Annotated in this window: 16 protein-coding genes and 1 pseudogene; 8 read left to right on the forward strand and 9 right to left on the reverse strand. The window is 73.2% G+C overall.

Features of this window, described 5'->3' with window-relative positions; all coding sequences use genetic code 11:
- Positions 1 to 131 precede the first annotated feature (131 nt).
- Positions 132 to 2927 (reverse strand): thiamine pyrophosphate-dependent enzyme, encoded by a 2796-nt coding sequence (locus ACTWPW_RS29270; protein ID WP_443170533.1) that lies wholly within the window; start codon positions 2925 to 2927, stop codon positions 132 to 134.
- A gap of 96 nt (positions 2928 to 3023) precedes the next feature.
- On the opposite strand from ACTWPW_RS29270, the gene ACTWPW_RS29275 reads away from it, so the two are divergent.
- From ACTWPW_RS29275 to ACTWPW_RS29295, 5 genes are read left to right on the forward strand one after another with little or no spacing between them, the layout of a single operon-like run.
- Complete coding sequence (locus tag ACTWPW_RS29275; protein ID WP_443170534.1) at positions 3024 to 3521, forward strand: VOC family protein; 498 nt, start codon at positions 3024 to 3026, stop codon at positions 3519 to 3521.
- A complete protein-coding gene (locus ACTWPW_RS29280; RefSeq protein WP_443170535.1) occupies positions 3508 to 3741 on the forward strand; it encodes a GntR family transcriptional regulator in 234 nt (77 codons plus the stop codon). The genes ACTWPW_RS29275 and ACTWPW_RS29280 overlap by 14 nt, the downstream gene beginning before the upstream one ends.
- Complete coding sequence (locus tag ACTWPW_RS29285) at positions 3708 to 4169, forward strand: GntR family transcriptional regulator (RefSeq protein ID WP_443170536.1); 462 nt, start codon at positions 3708 to 3710, stop codon at positions 4167 to 4169. The genes ACTWPW_RS29280 and ACTWPW_RS29285 overlap by 34 nt, the downstream gene beginning before the upstream one ends.
- Positions 4166 to 4615 (forward strand): (2Fe-2S)-binding protein, encoded by a 450-nt coding sequence (locus tag ACTWPW_RS29290; RefSeq protein ID WP_443170537.1) that lies wholly within the window; start codon positions 4166 to 4168, stop codon positions 4613 to 4615. The genes ACTWPW_RS29285 and ACTWPW_RS29290 overlap by 4 nt, the downstream gene beginning before the upstream one ends.
- Positions 4612 to 6669, forward strand: a complete 2058-nt coding sequence (locus ACTWPW_RS29295; protein WP_443170538.1) for a molybdopterin cofactor-binding domain-containing protein — start codon at positions 4612 to 4614, stop codon at positions 6667 to 6669. The genes ACTWPW_RS29290 and ACTWPW_RS29295 overlap by 4 nt, the downstream gene beginning before the upstream one ends.
- A 1-nt stretch (position 6670) precedes the next feature.
- On the opposite strand, the gene ACTWPW_RS29300 is transcribed toward ACTWPW_RS29295, so the two are convergent.
- The 7 genes and pseudogenes from ACTWPW_RS29300 to ACTWPW_RS29330 form a co-directional block, all read right to left on the reverse strand.
- Positions 6671 to 7879, reverse strand: coding sequence for a M24 family metallopeptidase (locus ACTWPW_RS29300; protein WP_375111739.1), 1209 nt, complete (start codon positions 7877 to 7879; stop codon positions 6671 to 6673).
- Between the two features lie 110 nt (positions 7880 to 7989).
- Positions 7990 to 8907, reverse strand: coding sequence for an NAD(P)-dependent oxidoreductase (locus tag ACTWPW_RS29305; RefSeq protein WP_375111740.1), 918 nt, complete (start codon positions 8905 to 8907; stop codon positions 7990 to 7992).
- Positions 8904 to 9977 (reverse strand): alpha/beta hydrolase family protein, encoded by a 1074-nt coding sequence (locus tag ACTWPW_RS29310; RefSeq protein WP_443170539.1) that lies wholly within the window; start codon positions 9975 to 9977, stop codon positions 8904 to 8906. The genes ACTWPW_RS29305 and ACTWPW_RS29310 overlap by 4 nt, the downstream gene beginning before the upstream one ends.
- Positions 9978 to 10200: 223 nt before the next feature.
- Positions 10201 to 10699 (reverse strand): annotated as a pseudogene (locus tag ACTWPW_RS29315) (ABC transporter ATP-binding protein); the annotation flags it as partial.
- Positions 10700 to 12457, reverse strand: coding sequence for a branched-chain amino acid ABC transporter ATP-binding protein/permease (locus ACTWPW_RS29320; RefSeq protein ID WP_443170540.1), 1758 nt, complete (start codon positions 12455 to 12457; stop codon positions 10700 to 10702). It lies immediately after the preceding pseudogene.
- Positions 12454 to 13332, reverse strand: a complete 879-nt coding sequence (locus ACTWPW_RS29325; protein WP_443170541.1) for a branched-chain amino acid ABC transporter permease — start codon at positions 13330 to 13332, stop codon at positions 12454 to 12456. Before ACTWPW_RS29325 ends, ACTWPW_RS29320 begins: the two co-directional genes overlap by 4 nt.
- Positions 13333 to 13335: 3 nt before the next feature.
- Positions 13336 to 14571, reverse strand: coding sequence for an amino acid ABC transporter substrate-binding protein (locus tag ACTWPW_RS29330; RefSeq protein WP_443170542.1), 1236 nt, complete (start codon positions 14569 to 14571; stop codon positions 13336 to 13338).
- A gap of 133 nt (positions 14572 to 14704) precedes the next feature.
- Between ACTWPW_RS29330 and ACTWPW_RS29335 the strand changes: the two genes are divergently transcribed.
- From ACTWPW_RS29335 to ACTWPW_RS29345, 3 genes are all read left to right on the forward strand, one after another.
- Positions 14705 to 15616 carry a hypothetical protein gene (locus tag ACTWPW_RS29335; protein WP_443170543.1) on the forward strand — a complete coding sequence of 304 codons (912 nt, stop codon included), beginning with the start codon at positions 14705 to 14707 and terminating at the stop codon, positions 15614 to 15616.
- Entirely contained in the window at positions 15613 to 16644 is a 1032-nt protein-coding gene (locus ACTWPW_RS29340) for a LacI family DNA-binding transcriptional regulator (RefSeq protein ID WP_375111747.1), read from the forward strand. Before ACTWPW_RS29335 ends, ACTWPW_RS29340 begins: the two co-directional genes overlap by 4 nt.
- A gap of 92 nt (positions 16645 to 16736) precedes the next feature.
- On the forward strand, positions 16737 to 18299 hold the full coding sequence (locus ACTWPW_RS29345) for a multicopper oxidase family protein (protein WP_443170544.1): 1563 nt from the start codon (positions 16737 to 16739) through the stop codon (positions 18297 to 18299).
- Positions 18300 to 18331: 32 nt separating this feature from the next.
- Here ACTWPW_RS29345 and ACTWPW_RS29350 read toward each other — a convergent pair whose 3' ends face one another.
- Positions 18332 to 18964, reverse strand: coding sequence for a GOLPH3/VPS74 family protein (locus tag ACTWPW_RS29350; RefSeq protein WP_443170545.1), 633 nt, complete (start codon positions 18962 to 18964; stop codon positions 18332 to 18334).
- Between the last annotated feature and the right edge of the window lie 88 nt (positions 18965 to 19052).

The following is a 19052-nucleotide window of genomic DNA, read 5'->3' on the forward strand; positions in this document are numbered from 1 at the left end:
GGAAATTTCTGGACTCGGATCTCGGTGAGCAGGTCAACGTATGGAGAGTCTTCACCTCTCGGCCGCCGGCCGGTGTGAAACGATTAACACCGTATTCCTCACGTGCCGCCCGGGCAATAGGTGAGCGCGTTTCAGCCGAGGACGCGGACGGGGTCGGCCAGCAGGCCGAGGAACGCCTCCATCCAGGCGGCGGCCACCGCGCCGTCGACCGCACGCCGATCGACCGACAGCGTCACCCGAAGCACCGGGCCGGCCTTCACCCGGCCGCCCCTGACCACCGGCTCCTCCCGCACCGCCCCCACGGCGAGGGCCGCGGACCGGGCCGGGCCGACGGTGGCGGCGACCTCCGCCACGTCGTGCGGGCCGAGGCTCGTCACGGTCATGACCCCGCCCTCCAGCTCGTCGCTCCGGAGCGTCCCGGCCCTGGCCCGGCCGGTGAGCGCCTCGACGGCGGCGGCGACGGAGGTGAGGGACTGCCGCTCCACCGACCTGAGCACGGGGGCGACCGGGCCGCCGTCGGCGGAGACGGCCAGGTCCACCGTCTCGAACGTCCTGGTGCCCTCCGGGGTCCGCGCGACGTTCATGGCGGGGACCAGCCGGTACGCGTGCGCTGCCGCCTTGATCACGAAGTCGGTGACGGAGACGGGTCGGCCGGTGCCGTCGCCGAGGCGCCGGCGGAGCTTGAGCAGCTTGTCCAGCTGAGCCGTGCCGCGCAGGCAGAGGTGCTGCTCGCCCCCGGCCTCCCGGCCGCTCGGATGCGCCGTCATCTCGGTGAGCGCGGCGGCCACCTCCTCGTCCCTGGCGATGGCCGCCCGCTCCAGCACCCTGCTGATGCTCGGCGACGCCTCCCCGCCGGTCACCCGCCGCACCGGCTGCTCCAGCCGGCCGAAGAAGCGGCGCTGGAGCTCGTCGGCCAGCCACCCGCCGTAGGACGGCCCCACCGGCCCCTGCTCCGCGATGAGCACGTTGCGCGTCTTCCCGACGCTGGCCCCGATCGTCTCCCAGTCCAGGCTGGCCCGGTCGAGCCAGCGCAGGTCGATCACCTCCGCGTCCACCCCGGACGCCTCGACCGCCCGCAGCACGTACGAGGTCATCGCCAGGTACGTCAGCACGGTCACCCGCGACCCGGCCCGGCGCACGGCCGCCCGCCCGACCGGCAGGCAGTAGTCCAGGTCGTCCACCGGGCACTCCCCGGTCGAGTTGTACAGGTCGACGTGCTCCAGCACGACGACGGGGTCGCGGCAGAGCAGCGCGCTGTTCAGCAGCCCCACGTAGTCGAACGGCGTCGTGGGCGCCACGATCCGCCAGCCGGGGGCGGTGGCGAAGAGGCCGGCGGGATCCATGGAGTGCTGGGAGCCGTACCCGGTGCCCATGGCGACCTTGCTGCGCAGGACGAGCGGCATGGCGTCGTCGCCCCCGTACATGTGCCTGGCCTTGGCGATCTGGTTGAAGAGCTGGTCGGCGGCCACCCACATGAAGTCGGCGTACATGAGCTCGACCACCGGCGTGTACCGGCCGTCCGAGGCGATGCCGCCGGCCAGGCCGGTGAAGGCGTTCTCGCTGATGGGGGTGCCCAGGACGCGGTCGGGGAAGGACTCCTTGAGCCCGCGGGTGGCGCCGTTGGTGCCGCCGTTGAGCCGGTGCACGTCCTCGCCGAGCACGACGATCGACTCGTCCGTACGCATGCGCCGCGCCATCACCTTGGCCACGGCGTCGATGAACTTCCGCTCGGCCAGCTCCCCCGTGAACGTGTCCCGGTCCGCCGTACGCGCGCCCGCGAACTCGGCGAGGTCGCGCACGCCCACGTGCGCGAATCCCGGGTCGGGCCACTCGGCCGGCCGGATCCTGCGCTGTCCCGGCCGGCCGCCGGGGACGGGCTCGATCAGGACGCCGCCCACGTCCGCCATGAGCTCCCTGGCCCGCGCGGCGGCGGCGTCGACGTCGGGGCGCCCGAGGAGGCCGCGGCGCGACAGGTGGCCGGCCAGCCGCTCGATCGGGTCGCGGGCCCGCCACTCCTGCTCCTCCTCCTTGGTCCGGTAGCCGAAGGCGCTGCCGGGCAGGGGGCCGTTCTGGTGGAAGTAGCGGTAGACGTCCGCCTCGACGAGGGCGGGGCCGCGGCCCGCCCGCAGGTGCCCGAGCACCTCGCGCATGGCCAGGTGGACGGCCAGCGGGTCCATGCCGTCCACCTTCCAGCTGGCCACGCCGAAGCCGGGGCCGCGGGCCGACAGGCGTGGCTCGGCGGTCGCCTCGGCCACGCCGGTGGAGACGGCGTAGCGGTTGTTCTCGACGAAGAAGCAGAGCGGCAGCCGCCAGGCGGCGGCCAGGTTGAGCGTCTCCAGCGTGGAGCCGATGTTGGCGGCCCCGTCGCCGAAGTACGTGACCGCGACCGCCCCGGTCCCCGCCCGCCGGTGCGCCCACGCCGACCCCGCCGCGAACGGCACGCCGCCCCCGACGATCGCGTTGGTGCCGATCGCCCCGGCCTCCTCCCAGCGCAGGTGCATGGAGCCGCCCCGGCCGTGGCTGAAGCCCCGGTCCAGGCCGCAGATCTCGGCGAGCGTGCGCAGCAGCACCTCGCGCACCTCGGGCGAGAAGTCCCTGGTCGGATCGATGCCCTTCGGCTCCACGTACGCCAGCGCCTTGGCCAGGAACTGGTGGTGCCCCCGGTGGGAGCCGTTGACCGTGTCGCCCGGCGCCAGCGACAGGACCGAGCCGACCGCGCCGCCCTCCTGGCCGATGCTGGAGTGGGCCGGGCCGTGCACCAGGCCCGACCGGGCGAGGTCGAGCACGTACTCCTCGAACGTCCTGATCAGCAGGAGCTGGCCGAGCATGCTCGTCAGCAGGTGGGGGTCGGCGGCGTCCCAGTCCTCGTCGGTGGCGACGACCTCGACCCAGGGCGCGGGCGGTTCGAGCCCGTGATGCTGGGGCATTCCTCAGCCTTACACGGTCTGGATCCAAAGAACAGTCCTTACAGCCCTGCGAGGGCGGACGTAGGCTGGATTGGATCCAAAAGGGAAGGGGCCGGTATGAGCGGACTTCCAGGGCTGAGCCGGGTGGACCACATCGGCTTCACGGTGCCCGATCTGGAGGAGGCCAGGGAGTTCCTGGTGGACGTGCTCGGCTGCGAGTACATGTACACGCTCGGCCCCTACCGGCACGACGACGGCCCGTGGATGAAGGAGCACCTCAACGTGCATCCGCGGGCCGTGATGGAGCGGCTGCACTTCTTCAGGTGCGGCGGGCAGGCGATCTTCGAGGTGTTCCAGTACTCGGCGCCGGGCCGGCATCCCGAGGTGCCCAGGAACAGCGACGTCGGCGGGCACCACGTGGCGCTGTACGTGGAGGACATCGACGCCGCCGTGGCCTACCTGCGGGAGCGCGGGGTCCAGGTGCTCGGCGAGCCCACCGCCAGCAGGGGGCCCAGCGAGGGGCAGCGGTGGGTGTACTTCCTGGCGCCGTGGGGGATGCAGTTCGAGCTGGTGTCGTACCCGGGTGGCAAGGCGTTCGACCGTGCGGGTGCCTGAGAGCGAGCGGGTGGCCGCGCACCTGCGCGAGGCCATACTCAGCGGCGCGATCGCGCCCGGGGAGCGCATCCGGCAGGAGGAGCTGGCCGAGCGGCTCGGGGCCAGCCGGCTGCCCGTGCGCGAGGCGCTGCGCATGCTGGCGGCCGAGGGGCTCACACCGAGCACCACCCGCGCAGGGGCGCGAGGGTGCCCCGGCTTGGCGGGCACGAGGTGGACGTGATCTACCAGATGCGCGAGCGGCTCGAACCCCTCGCCCTGACCGAGAGCATCCCCCACCTGACCGCCGGCGACCACCGCAGGCTCGGGCTGATCCAGGACAAGATCGAGGCCAACACCGACATCGGCGAGTTCCTCGCGCTCGACCGCGAGTTCCACCTGCTGACCTACTCCGGGTGCGGCATCGAGCAGCTCTCGTCGATGGTCGTGCGGATGTGGAACGCGACCCAGCACTACCGGCGGGCGTTCATGCGGCTGACCGGCCCGTCGCGGCGGTGGGTGGTCAACGCCGAGCACCGGCTGCTGCTGGACGCGATCGAACGGCGCGACGCCGTGGATGCGGAACGGTACCTGAGCGGTCATATCAGGCGTACCCGGGTAGAGCTTTCACAGCACCCGGAAGTGTTCGGGGACGGAGGTAAACGGGGATGACGGGGATGATCGTGAACGGCGCGGCCGTGGAGGCGGGGTCCGATCCGGACACCCCGCTGCTCGACGTGCTGCGCGGCGAGCTGGGGCTGGTGGGGACCCGGTTCGGCTGCGGGGTGGGGTTGTGCGGGGCGTGCTTCGTGCTGCTCGACGGGCGGGTCACGGCGGCCTGCGACACGCCGCTGTCGGCCTGCGAGGGGCGGGAGGTGGTGACGGTCGAGGGGCTGGCGCCCGGTGACTCCCTGCACCCGGTGCAGCGGGCGATCCTGGAGGAGCAGGCGGGGCAGTGCGGCTACTGCCTGTCGGGGATCATGGTCAGCGCCGCCGCGCTGCTGGCCGCCGACCCCCGGCCGGACGAGGAGGCGGTGGTGGCGGCGCTCGACCGCAACCTGTGCCGCTGCGGGGTCCAGCGGCGCGTGGTCCGCGCCGTGCTGAAGGCGGCGGAATGAGCGGCGACGACGCGGTCACGGTGCGGGACGACGGGATCGTCCTGGTCCGGGCCGGGAAGGTGGAGCTGGGGCAGGGGGTGCTCACGGCGCTGGCCCAGATCGCGGCCGACGCGCTGGGGGCCGACCTGGGGCAGGTGCGAATCCTGCCCGCCCGTACGGGTGCGGGGCCGGACGAGGGGATCACGGCGGGGAGCCGGTCGATCTCCCACTCGGGCCCGCCGCTGCGCGAGGCGTGCGCCCGGGTCAGGGCCGCCTGCGCCGCCGAGGCGGCCCGCCGCTGGGGCGTCGCCCCCGGCGAGGTGACGGTACGGCGCGGCGAGTTCCGCTGCGGCGACCTGACCGCGACCTACGCCGACCTGGCCAAAGCGGCCGGCCCGGGCGCACACCCGGGTGGCCCGCCCGTCGGCCCCGCCCCGGAGGCCACGGTGAACGCCGTGGAGGCGGCGCCGGTGTACGTGGGGGTCAGCGTGCCCAGGCTCGACCTGCCCGACAAGGTCGCCGGGCGGCCCAGGTTCGTCCACGACCTGCGCCTGCCGGGCCAGCTCTACGGCCGGGTGCTGCGCCCGCCCTCCCCCGCCGCCCGGCTGCGCCACCTCACCCCCCAGCCGGACCTGCGCGTGGTGCGCGACGGCTCGTTCCTGGGCGTGCTGGCCGAGACCGAACCCGAGGCGGACCGCGCCCTGAACCGGCTGCGCAAGGCCGCCGAATGGGACGACCGCGACACCCTGCCCGACGAGCACGACCTGCGCACCTTCCTCCGCACCGGCCCGCACGAAACCGTCCGCGTGCGGGAACCGGCCGGGGAAAGACCTGACGGGGAGCTACGGACGGCCACCTACAGCAGGCCCTTCATCGCCCACGCCTCGATCGCCCCGAGCTGCGCCGCCGCCCGCTGGAACGCCGACGGCACCCTGGAGGTCTGGAGCCACACCCAGGGCGTCCACCCGCTCAGGACGGCCCTGGCCCGGATCCTGGGCCTGGACGAGGAGCGGATCGAGGTGCGCCACGTCGAGGGCGCCGGCTGCTACGGCCACAACGCCGCCGACGACGTGGCGCTCGACGCGGCCCTGCTGGCCCGGGAAGCCGGCGGCCGGCCGGTGCAGGTGCGGTGGAGCAGGCGGGACGAGCTGACGTGGGCGCCGTTCGGCTCGGCCATGTCGGTGGACGTGGCAGCGGTGGTGGACGAGGCCGGGACGGTGCGGTCCTGGGACTACGACGTGTGGAGCCAGGGCCACATCAGCCGCCCGGGTTACGCCGGGGTGCCCGGCCTGCTCGCCGGGGCCCACCTGGAGCGCCCGTGGACGTACCCGGCGGCCACCGACCCGCCGGAGCGGGGAGGCTGGGGGATGACCCGCAACGCGGCGCCGATCTACGACTTCCCGCGGGTCGCGGTGACCGGCCACCGCGTGCTGGAGACGCCGATCCGCTCGTCGGCGCTGCGGTCGCTGGGGGCGTTCATGAACGTCTTCGCGATCGAGTCGTTCATGGACGAGCTGGCCCTGGCCGCCGGGCGCGACCCGCTGGCGTACCGGCTGGACCACCTGGGCGACCCGCGCGGGCAGGAGGTCCTGCGGCGGGCGGCCGCGGCGGCCGGCTGGGGCGCGCCCGGGCTCGGGCTGGGGTTCGCGCAGTACAAGGGCGTGGGCGCGTACTGCGCGGCCGTGGCGGAGGTGGAGGCCGAGCAGGACGTACGGGTGCGCCGCCTGACCATCGCCGTGGACGTCGGCCAGGTCGTCAACCCCGACGGCGTGCGCAACCAGATCGAGGGCGGCGCCACCCAGGCGGTGAGCTGGACGCTGAAGGAGCGGGTGCGGTTCGACCGGCACGCGATCACCAGCGGCGACTGGGAGGCCTACCCGATCCTGCGCTTCAGCGAGGCGCCGGAGGTGGTGGTGGAGCTGGTCGAGCACCCGGGCACGCCGTCGGTGGGCGCGGGCGAGGCGGCTCAGGGCCCGGTGGCGGCGGCGATCGCGAACGCGGTGGCCGCCACGATCGAGGTCCGCGTCCGCGACCTCCCGCTGGACCGGGAAGCGGTGATCAGGGCCATCGAGTGACTCAGTAGGCGTTGGCCACGACCAGGTCCTGTGCCGGGAACAGCGTCAGCACCCGGCACCCCTCCGGCGTGACCACGACCTCCTCCTCGATCCTGGCCGCCGAGAACCCGTCGCTCGCCGGGCAGTACGTCTCCAGCGCGAACACCATTCCGGCCCGCAGCTCGATCGGCTCCCGCATGCTGTTGAGCCGCGAGATGATCGGCCGCTCGTGCAGCCCCAGCCCCAGCCCGTGCCCGAACTGCAGCCCGAACGCCGCCATCTCGTCCTCGAACCCGAACTCGGTGGCCGGCGGCCACACGGCGGCCACCTGGTCGCTCCCCACACCCGGCTTGATCATGCCGATCGAGGCGTCCATCCACTCCCGCGCCCTGGCGTACGCCTCCCGCTGCGCGGCCGTCGCGCTCCCGACGCCGAACGTGCGGTAGTAGCACGTCCGGTAGCCGTTGAAGGAGTGGATGATGTCGAAGAACGCCTGGTCACCGGGCCGGATCAGCCGGTCGGAGAAGTTGTGCGGATGCGGGTTGCAGCGCTCGCCGCTCACCGCGTTGACCGCCTCCACCTGGTCGGAGCCCATCTCGTAGAGGCGCTTGTTGACCAGCGCGACGATCTCGTTCTCCCGGATGCCGGGCTTCAGCGCCTCCATGACGTCCTGGTAGACGCCGTCCACCATGGCGGCGGCCTGGGTGAGCAGCATGATCTCGTCGGTGGACTTGATGACGCGGGCGTCCAGCATGAGCTGCTGGCAGTCCACCACGCGTAATCCCTGCCGCTGCATCTCGAACAGGAACGGCGGCTCGACGATGTCCACCCCCACGGGCGCGCCGTCCAGCCCGGCGTCGCTCAGCAGGCCCTTGATCTGGCGGACCGCGTCGGCCATCAGCCCGGCCGTGGGGGCGATGGCGCCGCGCAGGCCCAGCATGCCCGCGTGGCAGTCGGCGGGGTCCAGCCAGGGGCTGTGCAGGCGGTGGTGGCGGGCGGCGGAGCCGAAGTCCCAGAGTCTCGGCGGGGCGTCGCGGGCGAGCAGGGCGTACCTGGTCATCTTGTCGCCGAGGGCGCCGCCGATCCAGGTCTGGGTGACGTACCTGATGTTGTAGAAGTCGAACAGCAGGAACGCCCCGCACTCGCTGCCCTCCAGCGCGGCGCGGGCGCGGCGCAGCCGGTGGTCCCGGAGCCGGTCGAAGTCGACGCGCCGCTCGTAGTCCACGGACATGTGCCCGGGCGCGGGCAGCGGCCCTGCGACCGGCCCAGTGATCGGCCCAGTGATCGGCCCAGTGATCGGCCCAGTGATCGGCCCAGTGATCGGCCCAGTGATCGGCGCGCTCACGAGCCGAGCCCGTCGTCCACGGCCACGTCCTCGGGCTTGAGCTCCAGCCCGGAGGCGGCGGCCTGGAGGTCGAGCAGGATGGCGAAGTCCTCGCCGGTCCGGCCGGTGCCGACGGCGGCCTGGACGAGCTGCGCGGTGAGCGCGGTCACCGGCATCGGCACGTCGAGGGCGCGGGCGGCGGCCAGGCCCAGGTCGAAGTCCTTGCGCAGCAGGACCGGGGTGAACGTGGGCGTGTAGTCGAGGTGCACGAACGCGGGCGACTTGTAGCGGGTGAACGCCGAGCCCACCACGCTGTCGTTGAGGAACTCCAGGAACGCGTGCCGGGGCACCCCGCCCTTCTCGGCCAGCACGGTGATCTCGGCGAGCGTCTGGGTGACGACGCCGAGCAGCAGGTTGTGCGCGATCTTCACCAGGCGGGCGGTCTCGCCCTCGCCCGCGTACGTGGCCGACCGGCCGAGCCGGGCCAGCAGGCCGGCCACCCGGTCGTAGGTCTCGCGGGGCCCCGAGCAGACGATGCTCAGCAGGCCGGCCCGCACCACCTTGCCGTTGCCGCTGACCGGCGCGGCCAGGAACTCCGTGCCGTTGCGCGCGCACTCCTCGCGGGCGGCGGCCGACGCCTCCGGGGAGATCGTGGAGCAGTCCACGACCACGCCGGGGCCGCCGTCGCCCAGCAACTCGGCGAGGACCTGCGTGAGGTCGGCCGACGTGGCGACCATGGTGAAGACGACGTCGCGGTCGCGCAGCCCGGCGATCGTGTCCGACACCAGCGCGCCGTGCTCGCGCAGCGGCTCCGCCTTGGCCCGCGTACGGTTCCACACGGCCAGCTCCACGCCGTCCCCGGCCAGCCGCGCGGCCATGGGGAAGCCCATGCGGCCGGTGCCGATCCAGCCCACCCGCCGTAGTCCTGCAGTCATCGGAAGTCGCCTTTCGCGAGCCGCTGGGCCAGCCAGTCGGCGGTGTAGGGACGGTGCCAGGGGGTGAGGTTGGCGCAGCCGTGGTTGCCCTCCTCCAGCATGAGCAGCTCGCTGTCGCCGCCCGCCGCGGTGGCCAGCCGCTCGGCCTGCCGCCAGGGGATGAGCCGGTCCTTGCGCCCGAACACGACCAGCAGCGGCGCGGTGATCGCCTGCGCCGAGCCCTCCATGGTCAGCGTGTACGCGATCCGCCGGGCCTCCTCCTCGGTGGCCGCCCGGGCCCTGACGCGGAAGGTCTCCCTGGTCAGCTCGGGCAGGCCGGACCAGCAGTCGCCGAAGTCGTACGGCCCGGCGAGCGCCACGCACGCCTTGACCCGGTCACCCGCGGCCGCCGCCACCCGGGGCGCGTAGTACCCGCCCAAGCTGACCCCCCACACCCCGATCCTGGACGCGTCGATCCGCGGCTCGGCGGCCAGCGCGTCGAGCAACGCCTTGCCCGGCTGGGTCCAGTCGGCCCTGATCGGCAGGTCGTACTCGGCCTCCCCCTGCCCGGGCCCGTCCACGGCGAACGTGGCCAGCCCCCGCTCCAGGAAGAGCTGCTCGACCACCCGGTGCTCCTCCTTGGCCGAGTCCAGCCCGGACAGCATGAGCACCGCCGGGTGCGGCCCGGGCCCCGGGGGCAGCCGGAGGATCCCGACGAGCGCGGTGCCCTCGAAGCCGGCCTCGACCCGGCGGCCCGGCGGGGACAGGTGGGGCAGGGCGTCGTCGAGGCAGGCCACCGCCCGCAGGTGGGCGCGGCGCATCTGGTCGGGGTTGGCCACGAACACGAACTTGGCGAAGTGGAAGTAGAGGGCGGCCTGTGCCAGGTGCCCGCCCGCCGACAGGTGCCGGCCGGTGGCCAGCGCCTGCCGGCCCAGCTTCTCGTGCTCGGCGGCCACCGACGACCAGGCGGCGCACCAGCCGTCCCAGTCGTCCAGGTCGCGGGTGACGCGCTCGAAGTCGGAGGCGGTCACGCCGTTGGCGGTGAACCGGGGTCCCCAGTGCTCGACGGCGGACGCGACTCGCTCGTCCACGATGGATCACCGACCTTTCCGCCCAGGTAGAGCGAGGCGATCTCGGGGTTGTCCCGCACGGCGGCGGCGGTGCCGGTCAGGCGTACCTTCCCGCCCTCCATGACCACGCCGTGCGTGGCCAGGCCGAGGCCGAGCCGGACGTTCTGCTCGACCAGCAGCACGGTGGTGCCCGCCCGGCCGAGGTCCTGGACGACCTCCGCCACGCCGGCCAGCCCGCGCGGGTCCAGGCCCAGCGACGGCTCGTCGAGCAGGACGAGCCGCGGGTCGAGCATGAGGCAGCGGGCGATCTCGACCATCCGCCGCTGGCCGCCGCTGAGGTTGCCGGCATGGTCGCGGGCGCGCTCGGCGACGATGGGCAGGCGCTGCTTGACCTGGTCGAGGCGCTCGCGCAGGAGCTTCTTGTCCCTGCGGATGAGGTAGCCGCCCATGAGGACGTTCTCCTGCACGGACATGGCGGGGAACAGGGCGTGCGACTGCGGCACCTGGGCGATGCCGCGGCGCAGGATCTCGTCGGGGGCACGCCCGCCGATGGGCTCGCCGTCCATGCGGATCTCGCCCTCGGTGGGGACCAGCAGGCCGCTGATGACGCGCAGGACCGTCGACTTGCCCGCGCCGTTGGGGCCGACCAGGCAGGTGATCGTGCGCTCGGCGCACTCCAGGTCCACGCCGCGCAGCACGCTGCCGCCGCCGTAGCCCGCGACCACCGCCTTGAGCTGCAGCATCTATCTCACCACCGGCATCCAGTCGGTCCCGAGGTAGGCGTCCAGCACCGCCGGGTCCTCCCTGACCAGCCCCGGCGGCCCCTCGGCGATCAGCCGGCCGCCGGCCAGCACCGCGACCGGGTCGCACAGGTCGAGCACGAGCGGGATGTCGTGCTCGACGACGAGGAAGGTGACGCCGGCCGCGTTGAGCTCGCGGATCACCTCGGTGATGCGGCCCAGCAGGCTCGGGTTCACGCCGCCGGCGGGCTCGTCGAGCAGGATCAGCTTGGGCTCCAGCATCAGCACCTGGGCCAGCTCGACCAGCTTGCGCTGCCCGTACGACAGCGCGCCGGCCTGCCGGCCGGCGAAGCGGCCGAGCCCGACCAGGTCGAGCAACTGGCCGGCGCGCTCCGCCTCGTGGCCGCGCACGGCGTCGGACAGCATGGTCCGCCAGCGGGAGTCGGCCAGCGGGGCGACCACGTTCTCCCGTACGGTCAGGTCGTCGAAGAGCCTGGTCACCTGGTACGACCGCCCGAGCCCGAGATGGCACCGCCGCCACGGCCGCAGCCGGTCGACGCGCCGCCCGTCGAACCAGATCTCGCCGGAGTCCGGCGGCAGCCCGCCGGTGACCAGGTTGAACAGCGTGGTCTTGCCCGACCCGTTCGGCCCGATCAGCGCCGTGATCGTGCCCTGCCGCACGTCGAGCGAGACGTCGTCCACCGCGACCAGGCCGCCGAACCGCTTGGACACCCCGCGCACCGACAGCAGCACGTCCCTCTCGACAGGGACCGGGGGCACCCGGTCACGGGCGACCGGCCGGTCGATGTACTCCACGGGCGCCGGATGCCTGCGCCGCCACCACTCCCCCACGGTCGGCAGCAGGCCCTTGGGCAGGAACAGCACCACCAGGACCAGTGCGCCGCCGAAGAGCAGCACGCGCGACTGGACGCCGCCCGCGTAGACGGTGGCCGCCTCGCTGACCAGGTTGACGGCGAAGGCGCCCACGACGGGCCCGTACAGGGTGCCCCGGCCGCCGGCCAGGGCGGCCAGCACGATCGTCACGCTGCCGAGGATGGCGAAGGAGCCGACCGGGTTGATGTAGGTCAGGTAGTAGGCGTAGACGCCGCCGGCCACGCCGATGAAGAAGGCGCTGGCCGCGTACGCGACGATCTTGAAGCGGGTGGTGTTGACGCCGATCGAGGCGGCCTTGCCCTCGTCCTCCCGGATCGCCACCAGCCCGGTCCCGAGCTTGGTGCGCCTGATCCATGCGCTGAACAGCACCGTCAGCACGAGCAGCAGCAGGAAGGCGTAGTAGAACGGGATGTTCTGGAAGTCGCGGTGCCAGAACGGCAGCTCCAGCGTGATCCCGTCCGAGCCGCGCGTCAGCTCCCTGGAGTTGACCGCGATGATCTGCGCCGCCAGCAGCATCGCGATCGTGATGATGACGAACGCGTGGCCGCGCGTCCTGAGCACGACCGCGCCGATGAGCACCGCGATGACCGTCGCGACCACCCCGCCGAGCGGCGCCACCCACAGCGGGTTGACACCCCACCGCAGGGCGAGGATGCCCACCGTGTACGACCCCACCCCCAGGAACATGCTGTGCCCGAGCGAGATGTAGCCGGCGTACCCGGAGATGATGTTCCAGCTCGTCGCCTGGATCGCCAGCAGGAACCCGAGCAGCAGCACCGCCTGCGGGTACGGCTGCCACGGGTTGACGACCGGGTAGAGGAGCAGTGCCACCAGGCACGCCCCCGCGACGAGGTGGGCCCGCCTCATGGCGCGTCCTCCCGCAGCCGCGCCCCGAACAGCCCCTGGGGCCTGACCAGCAGCACCGCCATGATCACCAGGTAGAACACGAGCGTGGACCAGCCGAGCGAGCCGTAGGTCGCGGTCAGCGTCTCGGCCAGCCCCAGGATGGCCGCCCCCACCAGCGCGCCGGGCAGGCTGCCCAGGCCGCCGAGCACCACGATCCCGAGCAGCCGCGAGATCCACTCGTAGTGCGAGGCCGGGAAGAAGGGATAGAGCACCGACAGGATGGACCCGCCGACCCCGGCCGTCGCGCTGCCGATCGCGAACGCCAGCGCCGCCGTGCCCGCCGCGCCCACCCCCACCAGCGCGGCGCCGGACGGGTTCTGCGTGGCGGCCCTGATCGCCCGCCCGGTCCAGGTCCGGTTGAGCACGTAGTACAGGACCGCCAGCACCCCCATCGCCGCCACGAACCCGAACACCTGCGCCTTCGGCAGCGACACCGACCCGACCCGGAACGACTCCTCGAAGTACGACGGCCCGGCCGACTTGAACTTGTTGCCCGCGGTGAGGTTCAGCACCCCCTCGATGACCAGCGCGAACCCGAACGTCAGCAGCACCGACATGGACGACGACGACCCGCGGATCCGCGAGACGAGCAGCCGGTACGACAGCCACCCGAACCCGAACATCATCGGCGTGGTCACCACGGAGGCCACGATCGGGTCGATCCCGGTCCGGTTCCACAACCACCACGTCACCATCGCCACCAGCACGAGGAACGCGCCCTGCGCCACGTTGATGATCCGCATCACCCCGAAGATCAGCGTCAGCCCCGACGCCATCAGGGCGTAGACCCCGCCGATCAGCAGGCCCAGCGCGACCGCCTGCGCGAAGTGCGCCATGGCTCACTTCCAGTCCGGCTTGGGGTTCACCACGGTCCTGGTGGTGGCCAGCTCGGGCGGGCCGACGACCTCGACCTTCCCGCCCTGCCACTGGGCGAGCAGGAAGCTGCCCTTCGGCTCGCCGTTCTCCTTCCAGCTCAGCGGGCCGAGCAGGGTCTGCACGGTGTTGGCGTGCAGCCAGTCCTTGATCCGGTCCTGGTCGATCGCGCCGACCGCCTCGACCGCGGCCTGCAACACCTGCGCGGCGGCGAACGCGTCGGCGGCGTCCTCGGCGGGCGCGGCGGCGTGCGCCTTCCGGTACGCGGCCACGAACTCGGCGTTCAGCGGCGTGGTCGCCTTCTCGTTCCAGCTCACCGTGTAGAAGACGCCCTCGGTGTTGGCCGGGCCCACGCCGTCGCTGTACTGGCTGGAGTTGCTCGGGGCGGAGGTCTGGAACAGCAGCTTCGGCGAGAACCCGAGCTGCTTGAGCGAGCGCACCATGCCGACGCCGTCCTCGAACACCGCGCCCTGCGCGACCAGGTCCGGCTTCCGGTCGGCCAGCGTGCCGGCGACGCTCTGGAAGTTCGTGGTGTCGGCCGGGTATACCTCGCTGTAGACGGTCTTCACGCCCAGCGCTTCGAGCTGCTCCTGCATGGACTTGATCACGGGCAGCGCGAACGGGTCGTCCTGGCTGGGGTAGGCGGCCGTCTTGGGCCGGTCGGCTTCGGGCAGCGACTTCACCCAGTTCACGAACACGTCCGCCTGCCGGGGTGCGGTGGCGGGCTGGGCGAAGAAGAGGTACTGGAAGCCGCGCGCGAACATGTCCGGCGCGCCGCCGGCCGGCTCCACGAAGACCATGCGGTTCTTCTCGGCCACGGCGGAGGCCGGGTAGTTCAGCAGCGAGGAGAACGTGCCGAGCAGCAGGTCCACCTTGTCCTGGGTGATCAGCTTGGTGTAGTCGGCGACCACGGTGTCCTGGTTGCTCGCGTCATCGACGATCTTCAGCTCGACCTGCCGGCCCAGGACACCGCCCTTGGCGTTCACCATGTCGCGCCAGATCTCGTAACCGCGCTTGGCCTCGCTGCCCGGCTGGGCGAAGTCCCCGGTCAGCGGGAGCGAGACGCCGATGACGACGGGCCTGCTCGCCTCGCCCGCCCGGGTCTCCGACGGGCGCTGCCCGCACGCTGCCAGGGCCAGGGCGACGGCCGCGACGACCGTCACGGCCAGGCGGGCACGGCGGGCGGGGGGTTGGGCGCTCATGAGCCCTCCTTCGCTGAGCTTTCGCGTCCCCCGCAAACGATTGCACTGCCCTGGAGCATCCGTTTCCATGCGGTTACTGTCAAGAGCTGACGGCGTTGTCGTGCAAACGAGTGCACGGATGGAGTGGTCGGTCGTGCGAAGAACTCTGGTGGTGGGCGCGTTCAGCCCGTCCGTGCTGCTGCGCACCGGCCGGCGGCTCGGCCTGGTCGATCCAGGCGTCCGCGAGGTGCCGGTCGCCTCCTCCCCCGCCCAGTTCGCCGCCCTGCTCGACGGGGATATCGGCGCCGCGCTGACGAGCCCCGACAACGTCATCGCCTACCGCTTCGTGCCCGCCAACCCGCTCGGCAGGACGGCCGACGTGCGGATCGTCTCAGCCGTGGACCGCGGGCTCGGCCTGGCGCTCTACGCCCGCCCCGGGCTGAGCTCGGCGGCCGACCTGGCGGACGCGCTGTCCGGCCCGTCGGCGGGCGGCGATGCCGTCGGGGTGGACGTGCCGGGCTCGGGGTTCGCGTTCGCGCTCTACGCGGCGCTGGAGGCGATCGGGCTGCGGCCGGGCGACTACCGTACGGTCGCGCTCGGGTCCACGCCGCGCCGCCTGGAGGCGCTGCTGGGCGGCCGCTGCGCCGCGACCATGCTCAACGCGGGCGCCGACCTGCGGGCGCGGGACGCGGGCGCGGTGCGGCTGGCCGGGGTCCCCCGCCCGTACCTGGGGACGGTGCTGTGCTCGCTGGGCCCGGACCCCGCGGTCCGCGACCTCGCCGCGGCCCTGCGCGCCACCGCCCGGGCCATCGTCGGCGGCGAGGCGGACGGCGTCGTCACCGAGGAGGCCGCCGCGGCGCTGCGCCTGCCGCCCGCCACCGCGGCGCGCTACCTTCAACGGCTGAAGGACCCCGGCGAGGGCCTCGTGGCCGACGGCCGGGCGGACGCGGCGTCGCTGTCCACGGTGCTCGGCCTCCGGCGCCGCTACGGCGACGCCCCCGCCGGGGACCTGCTCGACCAGGGATTGCTCGACTCACCGGACTCAGGAGAAGATCGCGGCCGATGACCAACCCCAGCCCGCCGCCGGCCCCGACACTCCGCGACGTCGCCGAGGCCGCCGGCGTCCACACCGCCACGGCCTCGCGCGCCCTCAACCCCAAGACCCGCCAGCAGATCAGCGCCGAGACCGCCCGCCGCGTCATGCGGGCCGCGCAGGCGCTCGGCTACCAGCCCAACTCGGTGGCCCGCAGCCTCAAGACCTCCCGCTCCAGCACGGTCGGCCTGGTCATCCCCGACCTCACCAACCCGCTGTTCCCGCCGATCGTGCGCGGCGTGGAGAGCGTCCTGGAGTCCGACGGCTACAACGTCTGGATCGTCAACACCGACAACGACGAGGAGCGCGAGCGCGCCACGATCGAGTCGCTCCGCTCCCGCCAGGTCGAGGGGCTCATCATCGCCACCGCCCGCCTGGACCACCCCCTGCTCCGGCAGCTGCACGAGCAGGGCGTCACCATGGTGCTGGTCAACCGCCAGGTCGAGCACCTGCCGCTCCCGGCCGTCACCGGCGACGACGCCACGGGCGTGGCCGCCGCCGTACGCCACCTCGCCGGCCTCGGCCACACCCGGATCGCCCACCTGTCCGGCCCCCTCACCACCTCCACCGGCCGCGTCAGGTCACAGTCCTTCCGCCATGCCGTCCGCGACCTCGGGCTGGCCGGTGACCTGGTGGTGGAGTGCGCCCGCTGGAACGAGCAGGACGGCGCGGCGGCCATGCGCGAGCTCCTGGCCAGGGCCGGCGACGTCACGGCGGTCGTGGCCGGCAACGACCTCATCGCCCTGGGCTGCTACGACGTCTTCGCCGAGCGCGGCCTGTCCTGCCCTGGCGACGTGAGCGTGGTCGGCTTCAACGACATGCCGTTCCTGGACAAGCTCCGCCCGCCGCTGACGACGGTCGCGGTGCCGCACCACGAGCTGGGGGCCGAGGCCGCCCGCATGCTCCTGGACTGCATCGACGAGCCGGACCGCCCCGCGCGCTCGCTCCTGCTGCCGGTCTCCCTGGTCGTACGCGGCTCCACGGCCCCGCCGCGAGCTTGATCACCTCCGCGTGGCGCACGGATTTCACCGTCACTCTCCGTTACCTTGCGAGGTGGATGGGGGGATCTGTTGTGAATGGTTCGTGGGCTCCGGTGTCCCGGAGGCTGTTCGTCACCGGCCTGTTCGCCGGTCTGGGCGCCGCCCCGGCAGTGAGCACAGTAGTGGGCACAGTAGTGGGCACAGTAGTGGGCACAGCGGCGGGCGCCGCCACGGGGCGGCCGTCGAGGGGCGTGGTGCTGCGGGCCGCCCCCGCGACCGTCTCGCTGGGCCGGCGCACGGTCTCGACCTGGGCGTACGACGGCATGCTCCCCGGCCCGCTCATCGGGGCCACGGCCGGCGGCGTCGTACGCGCGAGGCTCGTCAACGACCTGCCCGCGCCGACCACCGTGCACTGGCACGGCATCAGGATCGACCCGAGGATGGACGGGGCCCCCGGCTACTCGCAGGCGGCGACCCGGCCCGGCGGGATGTTCGACTACGTGTTCACCGTGCCCGACCCCGGGACGTACTTCTACCACTCGCACGTCGGCATGCAGAACGACCGCGGCCTGTACGGCCCGCTGATCGTGGCCGACCCGCGCGAACCGCTCGGGTACGACGAGGAGTTCACGGTCGTGCTCGACGACTGGCTGGACGGCGTCAACGGCACCCCCGACGACGTCCTGCGCAGGCTGAACGCCTCCACCACGCACGACGACACCATCCGCAGCCACGTGCTCGGCGGGGTGGCCGCCGAGCTGCGCCACCCGTACTACCTGGTCAACGGCCGCACGGCGGACGACCCCGCGACGTTCGCCGTGCGGCCCGGCAGGCGGGTGCGGTTCCGGGTGATCAACGCGGCCGCCGACACCGCCTTCCGCGTCGCGCTCGGCGGCCACCGCATGACCGTCACCCACACCGACGGCTTCCCCTGCTCGCCCGTCACCGTGGACACGTTCCTCATCGGCATGGGCGAGCGCTACGACTTCGTGGCGACGCTGGACGCGGGGGCCTTCCCCCTGGTGGCGATGGCGGAGGGCAAGGCGGGGCGGGCGTTCGCGGTGGTGCGGACCACGCGCGGGGCCCGTACGCCCGAGGCGAACGCCAAATGGCCGGAGCTCGGCCGGCAGAGACTGAAATATCAGGACCTGGACGCACGACCCAGCGACCACCTGCCCCGCCCGACCAGGACCGTCACGGTGACGCTCGGCATGCGCCCGTCGGGCAACGAGTGGACGCTCAACGACCGGCTCGCCGCCGACCCGCTGCGGGTGCGCGTCGAGCGGGGCGAGACGATCCGGATCGTCGTGGACAACAAGTCGCCCATGTGGCACCCGATGCACCTGCACGGCCACACCTTCCAGGTCCGCTGGACGGGCCGGCGCGGGCCGCGCAAGGACACCGTGAACATCCTGCCGCGCGAGCGCCTGAACCTCGACGTGCTGGCCGACAACCCGGGCGAGTGGATGTTCCACTGCCACAACCTCTACCACCAGGAGCAGGGCATGATGGGCGTCCTGGGTTACGGCGAGGCCCCGCCCGGCACGGGACACACCGGCCACGGCACCGGCCACGGCACCGGCACCGGCACCGGCACCGGCACTGGTACCGACCGCCCGGAGCCCCGGCCCCGCGCCGCCGCGCACGGCCACGGGCACGCGCAGGGCCGCCGCTGATCGGGTGAGGCGGGACGGCGGGGGGACGGGGCTCAGGTGCCCCCGCCGGCCACCATCTTCCCGACGCTCTCGGCGGCCGCCCGCTCGAACGCCGCCTCGACCGCCGTGCCCAGGGGATCCCGCCCGGCGAGCTCCGCCGCGCGCTTCCGGTCGGCCCCCGGGAACGCCTTGCCGATCAGCCGGCACGCGTGCGCCAGCGAGACCAGCGCCACCGTACGCGCGTCGGGCTCGACCCCGGCCAGCGCGGCGAGCACCCGCTCCCGCACCGACTCCCTCAGCGCCGGGTCGGCCTCGGGGAACAGCTCCTCCTTGAACACCTTGAGGTACGTGCGCCGCTTCACGGTGACGGCCCCGCGCCCCGCGAGCCGCTCCAGCAGGCGCTCGCGCCGCCGCGGCGTGTACATGGCGGTCCACCAGCCGCCGAACTCCGGCGGCTCCTCCGGCACGCAGAGCCTCCGCAGGGCCCCGTCCAGCTCCGCGTCCCCCACGGGGGCGGGGTCGGTCACGCCGAGGCGCCCGTCCCGGAAGGCGAGCCGCTCCAGGAGGACCAGCTCGGGGAGCACGGCCGCGCCGAGCGCGTGGTCGAGCATCTCCAGGTGGACGAGCGGGTTGCCCTTGGGCCGGTAGGCGAGCAGGAGGAGCTCTTCCGCGATCAGAACGTCCATGGCTTCCAGACTGTCGCATCCGCCCGCCCTCGCGCGCATCCCCGCCACCGGTCTTGCGACGTGACCCCGGCTGCGGAAGGATCACCGA

Source organism: Nonomuraea sp. KM90, assembly GCF_052246675.1.
Lineage (GTDB): Bacteria > Actinomycetota > Actinomycetes > Streptosporangiales > Streptosporangiaceae > Nonomuraea.